The sequence below is a fragment of the Pontibacter sp. 13R65 genome, assembly GCF_047525655.1.
Lineage (GTDB): Bacteria > Bacteroidota > Bacteroidia > Cytophagales > Hymenobacteraceae > Pontibacter.
In genome coordinates, this window is the sequence record NZ_JBLIQL010000023.1 from 1 (window position 1) to 16,419 (window position 16,419).

Sequence of the window (16,419 nt, forward strand, 5' to 3'; positions counted from 1 at the left end):
GATCATGTAGCAGTACTCCTTGCCCGACTCCAGCCCGCGGCCCCCGTTGTTGTCCAGGTAGCCCACCTGGTCGGCCCCCACCTCGGCGATGAGCGCGTAGCCCGTGCTCCCCGGGATGCCCGTCTGGCACTCCCCGGGCTCGAAGCCCGAGGGGCCCTCCCGCCGGTAGATCCGGATCGCCGAGGCGTTGCGGCACACGTACGGGTCCCACGAGAGGGCCACGTCCTTCCCCTGCCCCGTCGCCACCAGGTTCTCAGGAGGTGGGCCGACTACCGTGATATTCCAGGGCTGCAGGCCTACCAAACGTTCGGCAGCGTCAGGTCGCATATCCTCTGCCCGGAAGAGCACCTGATAAGGTTGCTGTCGCACATCTGCGCACTCGGTAGCCCATCTGAACTCGCCTGTGGCTAACCCTGCAGTATTTGTAATTTGCCTGAACGTAGCAGGCGGCAGTATACCGCTTATGGCCGTTAAAGTAATCAAATCATTATCCGGGTCGGTAGCTCTAATTATACCTTCGAGCACAGTACCTGCCACTACACAGGTGTCTTTTGGCTCCAGTACCGGCGGACGGTTTGGTCCTTCCCGCACCAGAATCTGCATGTCGCGCACCACCTCGCCCAGCTTTACAGCTCCACCGTTGGGCGACACACGCCATTCCTCTATTACAAAGGCCACATTATACTCACCTCTTACACAAGGTGCATCCCACACTAGCTGACCGGTAATAGGGTCGAGTGTCATGGTACTAATGCCTGAGTCTGTAGAGTTATTGCAGGTGAACCGCTGGCTTGGTAATTGATAGCCAGGTACCGTAATTACATTGTTATTTACGTCGCGACGTTTTGGAGTGGTAAATTTAAAAGAAAGGCTATCGCCATCGGCATCATAGGCACCAGGGTTATGCACGAACTGGCGACCAACATTTGCAAAGTCAATAGGAGGATACCGTAAAACAGGCGTGCTGTTAAACCCCCTAAGTGCATTAACTGATATGGTAGTAGATAAGAAAAAGCTGTGCTGAAGAGAAGGTGCGGCGAGATTAAGGATGTTGTCGTTTCGGTTTTCACCTGTCCAGGACACGGTATAATTTCCATCTCCCGGATATGTGTACTCCCATTTAAATTCTTCCCTATCGGTGCGGTTGCCAATAGAGGTAACCCGGCCACGCTGCACTACAATGGTTTCGTTTCCTACACCTGTCGAAATAGTAACCTGCGGGTCTTCTGCATTCGAATCCTGGTTGGTATAGATAATCATGGTAAAGAAGAAACGCCTCGGGTTTGGATTAGGCGTTGTATCTCGCTTAGCTGTAATATCTCCGGCTCGAAGGTGGGTGGCTTGCGCCTCTATTTGCAGGAAAGCTAAAAACATAAACAGCAGCCCGAAGCTGGGGCACAACAAAAACCTTGAGCGTAAACCGTTTAACATAGGACAAAGGCAAGTCTGTAGGAAGTGAAGCTATATTTTTAACTTAAATAAAGAAATAATATTGTTAAACATCCGGGCATGATGCAGGTTTTCTTGGTACGGAGTAATAAAGTTTGCGGTTTGCGGTTTACAATTTAGATTCATTCAAAATAGAAGTAAGAATTGTTTCATAAAAGACCGCCATGTAACTTTGGGACAATATAAATGCTTATTTCTATAACCCCTTAACTGTTACAAATGAATTGGTTTACAAAAACGTTTTCCAGTACAATTGGGAGAAAGCTCGTGATGTCCATCACAGGACTTTTCCTGTGCTCCTTCCTGGTGGTTCATTTACTTGGCAACCTGACCTTATTTAGGAACGATGGCGGAGAGGCGTTTAACCTCTATTCCCACTTCATGGCTCACAACGGCATTATCCGTACCATGGAAATTGTTCTTTTGCTTGGTTTCCTTTTCCACATTTATGATGCCTTGGTACTGAACCGCCGCAACAGCTCCGCCCGGCCAATTAAATATGCAGAGAACCATCCTGAGCAGAATACAGGAACCTGGGCTTCTCGTAATATGGGGTTGTTAGGTACCGTTATTCTTGTTTTTCTAATCATTCACCTTTGGAACTTCTTTGTTCCTGCCCGTTTTGGAGGTTTGGACCCAGTGGTAATCGAGGACGTTGAATATGAAAACCTCTACGTGAGAGTTGTTCAGTCGTTTCAAGTTTGGTGGTACGTGCTCATTTATGTGCTCGGTATGATTGCCCTGGCTTACCACCTTATTCATGGGTTCCAGAGTGCATTTCAGTCACTCGGCCTTACACACAAGAAATACACACCGTTTATTCAGGTTTTCGGATTTGCCTTTTCAGTGCTAGTTTGCCTTGGCTTCGCTATCATTCCGCTGTATTTCTTTTTCACTCAACAATAAAATTGTTCCTTTACTATGATATTAGATTCTAAGATCCCTGAAGGGCCGTTGGCTGAAAAGTGGGAGAAACATAAATTTAATGTAAAGCTGGTTAACCCAGCAAACAAACGTAAATACGACATTATAGTAGTTGGAACCGGATTGGCCGGAGCCTCTGCTGCTGCTACTTTTGGTGAGTTGGGCTATAATGTTAAAGCTTTCTGCTACCAGGATTCACCACGTCGTGCGCACTCAATTGCCGCACAGGGTGGTATTAACGCAGCAAAAAATTACCAGAACGACGGAGACTCTGTGTTCCGTTTATTTTATGACACCATTAAAGGTGGTGACTACCGTGCCCGCGAAGCAAACGTGTATCGTCTGGCCCAGGTTTCTGTTAACATCATCGACCAGTGTGTGGCACAAGGTGTTCCTTTTGCTCGCGAATATGGTGGATTGCTGGCTAACCGTTCGTTTGGTGGCGCGCAGGTATCGCGTACGTTCTACGCCCGTGGCCAAACTGGTCAGCAGCTCCTGTTAGGTGCTTACTCTGCCCTCAACCGCCAGATCGCTTACGGAAAAGTCAAAATGTACCCGCGTACCGAAATGCTGGACCTGGTTATGGTTGATGGCAAGGCGCGCGGTATTGTTACCCGAAACCTGATTACCGGCAAAATAGAGTCGCACAGTGCCCACGCAGTAGTATTGGCAACAGGCGGATACGGCAACGTGTTCTTCCTTTCTACCAACGCTATGGGCTCTAACACAACGGCAGCCTGGAGAGCACACCGCAGAGGTGCTTTGTTTGCTAACCCTTGCTATACTCAAATTCACCCAACCTGTATTCCTGTTTCAGGCGGACATCAGTCTAAGCTGACGCTTATGTCGGAGTCGCTCCGAAACGACGGACGTGTTTGGGTACCTAAAACCGTTGAACTTGCGAAGAAACTGCAGAAGGGCGAAATAAAGGCTAGCGACATTGCAGAAGCTGATCGTGATTACTACCTGGAGCGTAAATATCCTGCCTTTGGTAACTTGGTACCACGCGACGTGGCTTCCAGAAATGCCAAACTGGTTTGCGATGAAGGTCGCGGTGTAGGTGCTTCTGGTCTGGCAGTTTATCTCGATTTTGCCGATGCCATTAAGCGTGATGGCTTAAATGCCATTAGCGCCAAGTATGGTAACCTCTTCGATATGTATGCTAAGATTACAGACGAGAACCCATACGAAAGCCCCATGCGCATTTACCCAGCTGTTCACTACACGATGGGTGGCCTTTGGGTAGATTACAATCTGATGACAAACCTGCCAGGTTTATACGCCACAGGCGAGTGTAACTTCTCCGACCACGGTGCCAACCGCTTAGGTGCATCTGCTCTGATGCAAGGCCTTGCCGACGGATACTTCGTAATACCTTATACAATTGGTGATTATCTGGCGCAAATGCCAGCCACAAAAGTAAGCACCGACCATCCTGCCTTTGTGGAGGCGGAGCAGAATGTAAAAGCTATTACTAACAAGCTGCTTTCTATTAACGGTACTCGCACAGTAGATGATTTCCATAAGGCACTCGGCCAGATTATGTGGGATTATTGCGGAATGGCCCGTAACGCAGAAGGACTTAAATTTGCGAAGCAGGAAATCAAAAAACTACGCGCTGAGTTCTGGAGAGATGTTAAAGTGATCGGTGTAAACGAAGAACTAAACATGACACTCGAGAAAGCGCACCGTGTAGCTGACTTCCTAGAACTGGGTGAGCTGATGGTAGACGATGCGTTGAACAGAAATGAGTCTTGCGGTGGTCACTTCAGAGAAGAGTCTCAGACTCCGGAAAACGAAGCCCTGCGTGACGACGAAAACTACGCTTATGTAGCTGCCTGGGAGTATGCAGGCGAAGGCAGAGAGCCTATCTTGCATAAAGAGGAGCTGAAGTTTGAGAACGTGAAACTGACGCAGCGTAGCTACAAATAGTTGAGGAATAATTAAAAATTAGAAATTCAAGAATAGAAATGAGAGGCTCAAGTGAAGTAATGGAAGCAGGGCATCAGTTCTAAAATAATTTCTAATTCATAATTTTTAATTTCTAATTGAAAAAAAATGGCTGGTAATAACCCAAATGCTAAACTAATGAACCTGACGTTAAAGGTTTGGCGCCAAAAAAATATGAATACCCCAGGTCAGCTGGTAACTTACCCAGTGAAAAACATTTCTCCGGACATGTCTTTCCTGGAGATGCTCGACGTGGTAAATGAGGAATTGCTTATTAAAGGAGAAGATCCAATTGCTTTCGACCACGACTGCCGTGAAGGAATCTGCGGGATGTGCAGCCTCTTTATTAACGGCCGTGCCCACGGACCTGAGCGCGGCACTACTACCTGCCAGCTGCACATGCGTAGCTTTAAAGATGGTGACACCATTACGATTGAACCTTGGAGAGCAGCCGCTTTCCCGGTATACAAAGACCTAATCGTAGACCGCGCCGCTTTTGACCGCATCCAGCAGGCAGGAGGGTATGTATCTGTAAACACAGGTGGTGTGCCGGATGCAAACGAAATTCCGATTCCGAAAACTATTGCCGACAAAGCTTTCGACGCAGCTACCTGTATTGGCTGTGGAGCCTGTGTGGCAGCCTGTAAAAATGCTTCGGCCATGCTTTTTGTAAGTGCCAAGGTTTCTCAGTTGGCTATGTTGCCGCAAGGTAAAGTAGAGCGTAAAACTCGTGTAGAAAACATGGTGGCCCAAATGGACATAGAAGGTTTTGGAGCCTGCTCTAACACAGGAGCCTGCGCTGCAGAATGCCCGGTTGGTATTTCGCTCGAGAACATTGCGATCTTGAACAGAGAATACATAAGCGCTAAAGCAACGTCAGAAAACGTAGCATAAGGTAGATTTTATTCTAAAAGGAAAGGCGAAACATAACATGTTTCGCCTTTTTTGGTTTACTTGTACTCTGAAAGCTAGCCCCTGCATCAAAGAACATAGTGCTCACCGGCATCGGCAACGCCTTCTGTAAGTGTAAACAGCAAATTAGAAACTGCCCATGATTACTATAATATCAGGCACTAACCGGCCTGAATCTACTACCAGTGCCATTGTAAAACTATACGCTTCCTTGCTTGAGAAACGAGGGGTCACGTACCAGGTGCTGGACCTGGCTGAACTTCCCGCAGACTTTATTACTTCTGCCCTCTACCATAATACAGGTAAAAACGAAGAATTTAACCGGCTCAGTCAGTTACTCCGGCTATCTGAAAAATTCGTTTTTATAGTTCCGGAATATAACAATTCTTTCCCTGGCGTACTCAAAGCTTTTATAGATGGGTTAGACTACCCTAACACGTTTAATAACAAAAAAGCAGCTATGGTGGGCCTCTCGTCTGGTATGCAAGGCAGCGGCATGGCCATGAGCCACCTCACCGACATCTTCCATTACCTGGGCATGCATGTGCTGGCGCTGAAGCCAAAACTAGCCTTTATCAACAAAAATTTTGATGGCAACACGCTCACCAATAAGTTATACCTCGACCTGATTGAACAACAAATAGAGCAATTCCTAAACTTTTAATAGAAGGAACCCCTTGCATAAAAACAGGCAATAATCCCTTTGGATACCTATTTCATTAAAATAATTTGTGCTCGTTACCTGATTGGTGATGGGAAAAAGTCCTTCAAGTTGAAAATTTGCTATCAATAAAAATAAGTATTTACAGCTGCGAAAGAGCCGTTGGGGTGGAAGGTAGTATTTCAATAGTATGGCAATCCAATTATTTTAATAAAAACAGCCTTCCAAAAGGTTTTTCCGGAATTTAGGCATAGGGGTAGCCCTTAAAACACATCGGCCAGCAAGTGCTTACTTGCTGGCCGATGTGTTTTTGAGCAGGAGTTTCAGGAATACTAGTCTACATTATCATGAAGAAAACGGTTATCACCAAGTATTTCGTTGTCGTCGTTCAGGTTGAAACGAGATACAGTACGCTCTGAAGAATGTGCCACGCGATCTAACGACACATTGCGGCGCAGGTACGCAGGAACCTCTAATTTTTCTTTTATCGCTTCAGAAGTTATTTCTGTGCTTAACATGCGCAGGCGTTCACGTCTTTCTTCTGCTTTACGTTGCATCAGTTCACGCTCATGTGCCATACGCTCCAATTCTAATGCTCTGTGGTCTGGCTCTATGCTCCCGTAGTTGTTGCTATGGTGCGATGCCCCCAGATCATGAACAATGCGCTTCGGCTGCTCAATAGGTCGACGCACATCGTGCTGCGGTTGTTGCTGTGGTTGCGGAGCAGGCTCCTGATACGCAGTTGGTGCCGGAGCTGCTACAGGAGCAGGTGCAGGCGGTACAAATGCTGGAGTTTCTGTTCTTACAGGTTCGTTAACGATTTGCTTTTGGCTGTTGAGGTCAAAAACTGTTTTTTTTGGCTCTAACATTTCTTCGGCGCTCTTTGCAAAGCCCGTAGCAATAACCGTTACTCGGATGCTCTGACCCAAGTTTGAGTCGATACCATGGCCGAAAATAACTTCAGCTTCCTGACCAGCTTTGTCCTGGATGTACTCTGTAATTTCGGTCAGTTCGTCCATTTCAAGCTCAGCTTGCTCTCCAGACATAATAGAAAGCAATATTTTCTGAGCACCATGAATATCGGTGTTGTTCAGCAATGGAGAAGAAAGCGCTTCTTCGGCAGCACGTAAAGCGCGGCCTTCGCCTTCTGTGGTGGCAGATCCCATTACGGCAGCACCAGAATCTTTCATTACTGTTTTAACGTCTTCAAAGTCAACGTTCACTTCGGCTGTTACCGTAATAATTTCGGCAATAGATTTGGCTGCCGTTGTCAGAACGTTATCTGCTTTTGCAAATGCCTCACGTATTGTCAGGTTACCGAACATCTCACGGAGCTTGTCGTTCAGGATCACCAGAATAGTGTCGCAGTTCTCGCTAAGCTCTTTCACGCCGTTTTCGGCAGCTACCTTTTTCTTTTTACCTTCGAAAACAAAAGGAGCCGTTACAATACCTACCGTTAAAATGCCGAGTTCTTTTGCTACTTTGGCAATTACAGGAGCCGCTCCGGTTCCGGTTCCACCTCCCATACCAGCCGTGATAAATACCATTTTGGTATCGGCACTCAGCATTTCACGAATTTCTTCTTTGCTCTCTAAAGCCGCCTGCTTTCCTTTCTCAGGATTGGCACCGGCTCCAAGACCTTCGGTTAGGTTCTGGCCAATAGCCAGTTTATTTGGAACGCCACTGCTCTTTAAAGCCTGCGCATCGGTATTACATATTATAAATTCAACATCTTTGATGCCTTGGTTATACATGTGGTTAACGGCATTGCTGCCCCCGCCCCCGACACCAATCACTTTTATAATAGACTTGTCGTTAGACGGTAAGTCAAAGCTGTACATTGAAGTCATGCTATTTTCTCCTGCTCAATTTTGGGTTAATAACTTTGTTTATTATCAATATCATCCGATAAGAAGCCTTTCAGTTTCTGGAACAAGCTTCCGCCGCTACTGCTGCTGCTACCGGAGCTGCTGCTAGTGGTAGAATTGCTCTTCTGAACTGGCTTCTGATACTCCTCCTGCTGAGGGACCTTCTCGTAGTGGGAAGTTCGTTGGTCAATTGATTGATAGCCTGCCAGCACCAAACCTACCGAAGTAGCATACATAGGGCTCTTTACAGCATCTATCTTTGATTTTCCAAGATGTTCGTTCGGGTACCCGATCCGGGTATCCATACCCGTAATATACTCCACCAGTTGCATCAGATTCTGCAATTGCGCACCACCACCTGTAATCACAATACCTGCTGCCAGGCTTTTAACATACCCTGATCTAACAATTTCTGCGTAAACGAGTTCAACTATCTCCTCCATTCTTGCTTCTATGATATAAGCAAGATTTTTTAAAGATATTTCTTTTGGCGTACGATCGCGCAGACCTGGTATTGAAACAATCTCATTCTCAGAGGCTTCATCAGCAATGGCTTTACCAAACTTCACTTTAAGCTGCTCCGCCTGGTTTTGCATTACCATGCAGCCTTGCTTAATATCTGAAGTTATGATATTGCCTCCGAAAGGTAGAACTGCTGTATGCCGAATTATATTGTCCTTGAAAATTGCTAAATCTGTAGTACCTCCACCAATATCTACCAGGGCAACCCCGGCTTCTTTCTCTTCATCACTTAAAACAGACATGCAAGAAGCGAGTGGCTCCAGTATCAGGTTGTCTATTTCCAAGCCGGCACGGCTGATGCATTTGTTGATGTTGTTGATGGCATTTGACTGCGCCGTAATGATGTGGAAGTTACCCTCCAGGCGCACCCCCGACATGCCAACCGGGTCCACAATACCTTCTTCGTAATCTACCTTGTACTCCTGTGGCATCACGTGGATGATCTCACTACCTGGAGGAGTTACAAGACGATACATATCATTAGTAAGGCGGTTAACGTCGTCTACTGTAATTTCATTATCGGTTACCTGCCGTGTAATGCTGCCGTTGTGTTGCAGGCTTTTGATGTGCTGACCGGCAATGCCTACGTTCACCACGCCAATGTTAATTCCTGATTGCTCTTCCGCCTGCCGGATAGCTTTTCTGATTGCGTCTACCGTTTTGTCGATGTTGCTGACGATGCCACGTACCACCCCTTCAGATTGGGCTTTGCCCATTCCTAAAATCTCCAGCTTCCCAAACTCATTTTTCCGACCAACAAGTGCGCAAACTTTGGTTGTGCCGATGTCCAAGCCTACTACTATTTTGTCGCTTTGCATATCCTGGTTTATATTATTCACAAATAATCTGATCTTCAAACGCTACGTTTACTCTTTTATATCTGTCCCACCCCATTACAGGCAGCACCTCTTTATAAAAGACCATTAACTTCTTTAACTTCTCATCTACCTGAACCGGTCGTCCAAACTCGATGGTATGTTCGCCTACCTGAGGCAAAAAGGAAACCATGCCCTTGGCATCAATATGCATCTGGGCTAATTGCGCTTTCCAAAATTCGTCTTTTTCAATGCGAAGCACCAGCGATAGGTATTCTCTGCCAGTTGAATCCTGAAAGAAACTATTATTTAAAGGCTTAACTACAGCCGACTTGGTAATTGGGATAACACGAGCGGTATATCTGTCGGATAGTGGGAGCATATTGCCCTCGGCATCGATGTAAACATCCTGTTCTGGTCGTATAATTCTGGCAATAGGCCTGTTTTGTTTTACATGTACCTGAATATTTCCGCTAAGGTCTCTGAATACGTCTGCCTCTTTTACAAAGCTATGAGCCTCTATGCGCTTTTCCAGGTTTTTTAAATCTATTTGCTGATTTGGTAATCCTTCCAATTTTCGATCACCCTCACGGGTCAGCAGGTCCCGTACCTCTTTATCTCCAATAAAGTAATTGTTATATTCATTGTCAATGTTAATCGATACTTTTTTGCAGGTCTTTACACTCTGCCTCGATGAGGCGAATCCTGCCAGTGCACCAATAGAAACAATGCTACAAGCTGCAAAAATTAAAGATTTTAATTTACTATTCAAGCCCATCCCTCCTATTTTTTAATAAATTTTTCAAAGGTTGAACAAGTGTATCTATATCGCCGGCACCAACGGTTGCTAACACGTCAAAATCCATATTATTCAGAAAATCATTCAAAAATTCTTCTTTGCTCCGCAAGGCTTTTTTAGCGCAACGAACTTCCGAAAATATAATATCAGAGGTAATGCCTGGAATAGGTTGCTCGCGTGCCGGGTAAATATCCAGCAACACCAGCTCATCTGCCTGGCTTAAACTCTCTGCAAACTCCTGCGCAAAGTCTCGGGTGCGGCTATATAGATGTGGCTGAAATACAATTTTCAGTTTCTTCTCCGGGTAAAGGGCACGAAGCGATTTCATAAAAGCATCTATTTCCCGAGGGTGGTGCGCGTAATCGTCTACAAACACTTTATCGGCACCTTCATATACAAACTCAAATCTCCGCTTCACGCCTTTATAACTAGCCACACCACTTCTTATGCTTGCTGGCGTTACTTGTAAATGTTGCGCCACCATAATAGCCGCCAACATGTTTTCTACATTATGAAAACCCGGAAGCCCAAGTTCCACTCCTGTAATATTACCAAACGGCGTCTCAGCTGCGAATTTAAACCAACGACCTTCAATGGTCAAGTTACCGGCCTTCGCTTCCTGAGCATTTAAGCCATATTTTATAACCCGCACCCCCTCCTGCACATGCTCTGTCAGCCTTGTGTCTACATTCTCGTGTACAATCAGTAGCCCACCCGGCTTTATCTGCCCAATAAACTTCTGAAATGTGCGAATCAACTCTTCATTGTCGCCATAGATATCCAGGTGATCCGGATCTGCAGAAGTTACTATGGCCACATCAGGAAACAACGTCAGGAACGAGCGGTCAAACTCATCGGCCTCTACCACCACTGTTTCTCTTGCTCCGCTCCCGCTCCCAATCAACAGGTTAGAGTTGAGGTTAGTGGCGATACCTCCTAAAAAAGCGGAGCAGTCTACACCGGCACTGTGCAGCAGGTGCGCCACAATAGAGGAGGTAGTGGTTTTGCCATGTGTACCTGCCACTGCTATGGTGTAGGCCGAGGCGGCAATTATACCTAACACTTCCGATCGCTTTTTGATAGTGTACTGCTGCTCCCGCAGGTAAGTCCACTCCTGATGATCTACCGGTACAGCCGGCGTCAGGATCACCAACGTATCGTTTTTATGCTGCAACACCTCTTGCGGCAGCTGGTTCACATCGTCGGTATAATGCACCACAATACCTTCCTGCTCCAGCGCCTCCGTAAGAGAAGTACGCGTTTTGTCATATCCCCAAACCGGAAAACCTTTGGCATGAAACCAACGGGCAATCGCACTCATGCCGATGCCGCCAATACCAAGGAAGTAGATGTACTTAAAATTTTCCAGTTTCATTTTATCAATCTGATCAATTCATTCACTATGTCGGCGGCGGCATTTGGTCTTGCCAGCTTTTTAATTTGCTGCGCCAGGCGTAGTTGCTCCTGCTCATCGGCGGCCAATTGCAGTGCCGCCTGCACCACTTCTGCCCTGGCATCGGCGTCGCGCACCAGTTTGGCTGCCTGTTGCTGCACCAGCGCCATAGCATTTTTAGTCTGATGGTCTTCTGCCACGTTAGGCGAGGGCACCAGAATAGCCGGTTTGGCTGCCAGGCAAAGCTCCGATATAGAAAGCGCTCCGGCTCTCGAAATTACTACATCGGCGGCGGCATAAGCCAGGTCCATTCGTTTTATAAAGTCGTATGCCCTTATACCTTGCTCCGCGTACTGCTTCACTGCCTCCTGGGCTTCCGGGTAATAGACTTTACCTGTTTGCCAGATGAGTTGGTAGCCAGCTGTCGCTATCTGCGAAAGGCCTGCTGCCATACTCTGGTTAATGGTGCGGGCGCCAAGGCTTCCTCCAATTACCAGTATTATTTTTCGTTCTGCCGAAAGGTTAAAATGCACCAAGGCCTCCTGCCGCCTGGCTTGGCTGTCCATGATGTCATTTCGTACCGGGTTACCAGTGAGCACCAGCTTCTCTGGTGGAAAAAAAGCCTCCATGTTCGGATAGGCCACACACACTTTGCTCACCCGTTTGGCCAGCAGCTTATTTGTAATGCCCGCGTAGGAGTTCTGCTCCTGAATAAGCGAAGGAATTTTACGGGCAGTGGCAGCATATAATAGCGGACCACTGGCATAACCTCCTACACCTACCACTGCATCGGGCTTAAATTCTTTTATGATCTTATGCGATGCTCGCACGCTGGAAAGCACCTTCAGGGGAAAAGACAGGTTATCGATGGTTAGGCGGCGTTGCAAACCGCTTATCCAGAGTCCTACAATTTTGTAGCCTGCCTCTGGCACCCTTGTCATCTCCATACGGCCTTTCGCACCTACAAACAGAATTTCTGTGTCTGGGCTTAGGGCTTTCAGTTGGTTGGCTATGGCCACAGCCGGGTAAATATGCCCGCCGGTTCCACCGCCACTGATAATAATCCGATATGGTCTTTTCTTATCAGGCATTCACTGGTCTGTTTTCGTGTACGGCACCCTGTGCAGCTGCCCGCTCTGCTTTTTCTCCCCGGCTCACACTTAAAATAATGCCCAGCGATATTCCTGTAAAAATAAGTGAAGTTCCCCCCATACTCAGCAACGGCAGCGGCAAACCGGTAACCGGTCCTAAGCCAACAGCCACTCCCATATTAATCATACCCTGCATCACAAGGCTGAAACTCAATCCGGCAGATAATAGCCCGCCAAAGGCTCCATTACTTTTGCTTACCGTGACCAGCCCCCTGTAAAGCAGCGCTAGGTACAGTAGCAGCACAGAGACCCCACCTAGCAGGCCGTATTCTTCTACTATAATAGAGTAGATAAAGTCGGAGTAAGGGTGCGGCAAAATATCGCGTTGGTCGCTGTTGCCAGGGCCTTTGCCCACCACTCCTCCAGTTGCAATGGCAATGTACGACTGCTCCAACTGAAACGGGATGTCCGTTGGGTCGAGCCAGTCTTTTACGCGGTTCGTAGCCGTGCCCATACGTTGGCCAGCCGCCAGTGCAATGGTTCCTAGCAATGCCCCGGCCAGCACCACCACTGCCATCGATTTAATCGACACGCGCCCGATGAACATCAGCAGCAGGCATGTTATAAAAAGCAACACTGCCGTAGAGGTATTCGACAAAGCAATTAGACCGCAGATGGCAATCGTCCAGGCGAAGATGGGGCCCAGTGTATGTTTAATGTCGTCGAGCATCATCTGCCGCTTCGACAGCATACTGGCCAGGTAGGAAATAAGGGCCAGCTTGGCTAAATCCGAAGGCTGAAAGGTTTGCTTTATTACCGGAATGGTAAGCCAACGCGAAGCCTCGTTTATATTAGAACCGTAAAAATAAGTTATGATGAGGAGTGGCACCGAAAGAATAAGGGCCAATAAAGAAAGCTTGGAATAGTAGCGGTAGTTAATTTTATGGGCAGCCCACATAAAGCCAAGTCCGATCAGGATCAGGGCTGAGTGCCGGATCAGGTAATACTCTGTGTTTCCTTCCTGCTGCTTATAAGCCAGCGTACCGGTTGATGAATATACCACGGCCACGCTTATCAATGAAAAGCAAAATACTATCCCCCAAAGTACAGCATCTCCTTTCAGGTTCTGCTGCAACCACTGCTTTACCATATCAACTCTTTGGCTAAAAGTTTACTTACTACTTTTTCAATACAATCTTCTCTACAGCTTCCTTGAAGCGCTGCCCCCGGTGTTCGTAATTGTTAAACAAATCGAAACTGGCACAGGCTGGCGAGAGTAACACTACATCTCCAGGGTCGGCCAATGAGCGACTCAGTCGCACGGCATATTCTATAGAGGTTGTTTCAGCCATAACTGGCACTACTCTTTTAAATGCTTCCTGCAGCTTCCTGTTATCTTTGCCCAGGCAAATGAGAACTTTTACTTTCTCCTTTGCCAGTTCCTGCAGCACGGTGTAGTCGTTACCTTTGTCGACGCCGCCAGCAATCCAGATTATCGGTCGCTTAATGCCTTCTAACGCATACCACACCGCTTCTACATTGGTCGCTTTAGAATCGTTGATGTACTTAACTTCCTTTGCCTCACCTACGGGCTGCAACCGGTGCTCCGCATTTTTAAAAGTGGCCAGGGCCTCTGCAATCTTCGCGTCTTCCATGCCCAGAAGCTTAGCCACCGTCACCGCCGCCATGGTGTTGTACTGGTTGTGCTTCCCAATCAGCGGCGAACTGGAAGTATCGACTTTGCCTTCGTAAAACTGTACCGCCACCTGTATCTCCTTTTCCTGGTAGGTAACTTTGGCATTAGCCGCGCCCTCCAGTGAGATCGGAATGGTAGTACCGCCAAATGCCTCTGAATTAAAAGCTTTGGCAATTTGCTGATCATCTGCATTGAACACAAAAAAGTCTGACCCCATCATGTTCTGCGCCACCCGCAGCTTTGAGGCTGCATATTTCTCCATGCTGTACTCATAGCGGTCGAGGTGGTCTGGGGTGATGTTCAGCAAAACCCCGATATGCGCCTTAAACTGGTACATGTTGTCGAGCTGAAAACTGCTCAACTCCACTACGTAGTAATCGTGTTTGTTTTCTACTACTTTCTCTGCCAGGCTTTCGCCTATATTGCCAGCCAGCCCCACATTAAGACCTGCGCTTTTGAGCAGGTGGTAAGTAAGCAGTGTAGTAGTTGTTTTGCCGTTGGTGCCCGTAATGCAGATAAACTTGGCATCTGTATACCTTCCGGCAAAGTCTATTTCTGAAATTACCTGAATACCGCGTTTTTTCGCTTCCTGCAGCAAAGGTGCTTTGTCCGGAATACCTGGGCTCTTGATAATTTCATTCGCCTCCAGAATGCGCGCTTCCGAATGCTGTCCTTCCTCAAAAGCAATACCGGCCGCCTGCAGCTTATCTTTGTACACCTTCTTTACCTGGCCCATATCCGACACGAATACCTCGATGCCTTTTGCTTGTGCCAGTATAGCAGCTCCAACCCCACTCTCTCCTGCTCCCAGTATGGCTATTTTCATAGTTTGTTTTTAGTGTTCGGTGTCAAGTATTCAGTTTAGCGGTCACCCGCAATTATTTAAATAAAATTGGCCTTCCAGAGCTGATTCAGGCTCAAGCTTGCCTTGGGTTATGTATTGCGCATGGCCTATATATCTTCCAAGAAATTCTGCCTTTACGGGACATTATACCTGCCGTTGCCTTTTCTGCTCTAAATTATTCTAATTAAAATACCCTCTCTGAGGCATTTTTACTCTTTCATATGCCAGGCTTATACACTTAGCCAATGCGTTATTACCTCAGTTTCAGGGTAGCCAGGCTCAGAATAGCGAGCATAATACCCATGATCCAAAACCTCGAAACAATCTTTGACTCGTGGTAACCCCGCTTCTGGTAATGGTGGTGCAAAGGAGCCATTTTGAAAATCCTTCGTCCCTCGCCATATTTCTTTTTGGTGTACTTAAAGTAACTCACCTGTAGCATCACCGACAGGTTTTCTACTAAGAAGATGCCGCACAGAATCGGAATCAACAGCTCTTTGCGCACAATAAGCGATAGCACGGCTATAATGCCGCCAATGGCCAAACTACCCGTATCGCCCATAAACACTTGTGCCGGGTAGGAGTTGTACCACAGAAAGCCTACACAGGCCCCCACAAAGGCCAAACAAAAAATAGCCAGCTCACCGGAGTTCGGGATAAACATGATGTCCAGGTAATCGGCAAAAATAGTGTTACCAGAAACATAGGTAAAAATAGCTAGCGTCATGCCGATAATGGCAGATGTTCCGGCAGCCAAGCCATCTATCCCATCTGTAATGTTTGCTCCGTTAGAGACCGCTGTTATTACCAGGATCACAAACGGAATGTAGAGGTAGCAGGTCCAGTCCTGAAAAGCAGTTCCTGCAAAAGAGAAAAGATTGCAGTAGTCCAGCTCATTGTTCTTCCGGAACGGGATGGTCGTGATCATTGATTTCACGTCGATCCACCTGGAGGAAGCATTTACGGCGGAGGTGCTGCCATCTGAAAAAATGTATTGCCGCACCACTACATCATCATTAAAATAAAGCGTAAGCCCTACTATGATTCCTAAGCCTACCTGACCTAATATTTTAAACCTCCCAGCCAGTCCTTCCTTGTTCTTTTTGAATACTTTGATGTAATCGTCCAGAAAACCGATAAGACCTAACCAAACGGTGGAAACCAGCATCAGCAGGATGTAAACATTATCTAAGCGGGCAAAGAGCAGTGTTGGCACCAGTATGGCCAGCAAAATAATAAGCCCCCCCATGGTAGGAGTGCCTTTCTTCTCCAACTGCCCTTCCAGGCCCAGGTCGCGGATACTTTCGCCTACCTGCTTCCGCTGCAGTACTTTAATTAGTTTGCCACCAAAAATCATGGCAATCAATAAAGAAACAATAGTCGCCATACCCGCCCTGAAGGAAATGTACTGGAACACACCGGCTCCCAATACATCAAATTCGCGATCTAGGTATGTAAAGAGGTGATAGAGCATGTAATTATTTTGGGTGTTGCT

The 16,419-nt window shown here is 47.0% G+C and carries 12 protein-coding genes and 1 pseudogene; 4 read left to right on the forward strand and 9 right to left on the reverse strand.

Annotation, left to right across the window (positions count from 1 at the left end):
• Positions 1–1,374, reverse strand: a pseudogene (locus ACMA1I_RS19575) (gliding motility-associated C-terminal domain-containing protein); the annotation flags it as partial.
• Between the two features lie 294 nt (positions 1,375–1,668).
• On the opposite strand from ACMA1I_RS19575, the gene ACMA1I_RS19580 reads away from it, so the two are divergent.
• The 4 genes from ACMA1I_RS19580 to ACMA1I_RS19595 all read left to right on the forward strand — a co-directional run bounded on the left by ACMA1I_RS19580 (position 1,669) and on the right by ACMA1I_RS19595 (position 5,899).
• Positions 1,669–2,355, forward strand: coding sequence for a succinate dehydrogenase cytochrome b subunit (locus ACMA1I_RS19580; protein ID WP_337070170.1), 687 nt, complete (start codon positions 1,669–1,671; stop codon positions 2,353–2,355).
• A 15-nt stretch (positions 2,356–2,370) separates the two neighbouring features.
• Positions 2,371–4,305, forward strand: coding sequence for a fumarate reductase/succinate dehydrogenase flavoprotein subunit (locus ACMA1I_RS19585; RefSeq protein ID WP_337070171.1), 1,935 nt, complete (start codon positions 2,371–2,373; stop codon positions 4,303–4,305).
• Between the two features lie 156 nt (positions 4,306–4,461).
• Positions 4,462–5,217, forward strand: a complete 756-nt coding sequence (locus ACMA1I_RS19590; protein WP_337070172.1) for a succinate dehydrogenase/fumarate reductase iron-sulfur subunit — start codon at positions 4,462–4,464, stop codon at positions 5,215–5,217.
• Positions 5,218–5,374: 157 nt separating this feature from the next.
• Positions 5,375–5,899 (forward strand): NAD(P)H-dependent oxidoreductase, encoded by a 525-nt coding sequence (locus ACMA1I_RS19595; protein ID WP_337070173.1) that lies wholly within the window; start codon positions 5,375–5,377, stop codon positions 5,897–5,899.
• A 329-nt stretch (positions 5,900–6,228) separates the two neighbouring features.
• Here ACMA1I_RS19595 and ftsZ read toward each other — a convergent pair whose 3' ends face one another.
• The 8 genes from ftsZ to mraY form a co-directional block, all read right to left on the reverse strand.
• Positions 6,229–7,746: a cell division protein FtsZ gene (gene ftsZ, locus ACMA1I_RS19600; RefSeq protein ID WP_337070174.1), complete on the reverse strand. Its 1,518-nt coding sequence runs from the start codon at positions 7,744–7,746 to the stop codon at positions 6,229–6,231.
• A 26-nt stretch (positions 7,747–7,772) separates the two neighbouring features.
• Positions 7,773–9,104 carry a cell division protein FtsA gene (gene ftsA, locus ACMA1I_RS19605; RefSeq protein ID WP_337070214.1) on the reverse strand — a complete coding sequence of 444 codons (1,332 nt, stop codon included), beginning with the start codon at positions 9,102–9,104 and terminating at the stop codon, positions 7,773–7,775.
• A gap of 13 nt (positions 9,105–9,117) precedes the next feature.
• Positions 9,118–9,879, reverse strand: coding sequence for a hypothetical protein (locus tag ACMA1I_RS19610; RefSeq protein ID WP_337070175.1), 762 nt, complete (start codon positions 9,877–9,879; stop codon positions 9,118–9,120).
• The gene (gene murC, locus ACMA1I_RS19615; RefSeq protein ID WP_337070176.1) at positions 9,866–11,275 is read right to left on the reverse strand and encodes a UDP-N-acetylmuramate--L-alanine ligase; all 1,410 of its coding nucleotides are present in this window, start codon (positions 11,273–11,275) and stop codon (positions 9,866–9,868) included. The genes ACMA1I_RS19610 and murC overlap by 14 nt, the downstream gene beginning before the upstream one ends.
• Positions 11,272–12,384: an undecaprenyldiphospho-muramoylpentapeptide beta-N-acetylglucosaminyltransferase gene (gene murG / locus ACMA1I_RS19620; protein ID WP_337070177.1), complete on the reverse strand. Its 1,113-nt coding sequence runs from the start codon at positions 12,382–12,384 to the stop codon at positions 11,272–11,274. Before murG ends, murC begins: the two co-directional genes overlap by 4 nt.
• The gene (locus ACMA1I_RS19625) at positions 12,377–13,534 is read right to left on the reverse strand and encodes an FtsW/RodA/SpoVE family cell cycle protein (protein ID WP_337070178.1); all 1,158 of its coding nucleotides are present in this window, start codon (positions 13,532–13,534) and stop codon (positions 12,377–12,379) included. Before ACMA1I_RS19625 ends, murG begins: the two co-directional genes overlap by 8 nt.
• Before the next feature lie 28 nt (positions 13,535–13,562).
• Complete coding sequence (murD, locus tag ACMA1I_RS19630; RefSeq protein ID WP_337070179.1) at positions 13,563–14,906, reverse strand: UDP-N-acetylmuramoyl-L-alanine--D-glutamate ligase; 1,344 nt, start codon at positions 14,904–14,906, stop codon at positions 13,563–13,565.
• A 271-nt stretch (positions 14,907–15,177) separates the two neighbouring features.
• The gene (mraY, locus tag ACMA1I_RS19635; RefSeq protein ID WP_337070180.1) at positions 15,178–16,398 is read right to left on the reverse strand and encodes a phospho-N-acetylmuramoyl-pentapeptide-transferase; all 1,221 of its coding nucleotides are present in this window, start codon (positions 16,396–16,398) and stop codon (positions 15,178–15,180) included.
• Positions 16,399–16,419: the final 21 nt, after the last annotated feature.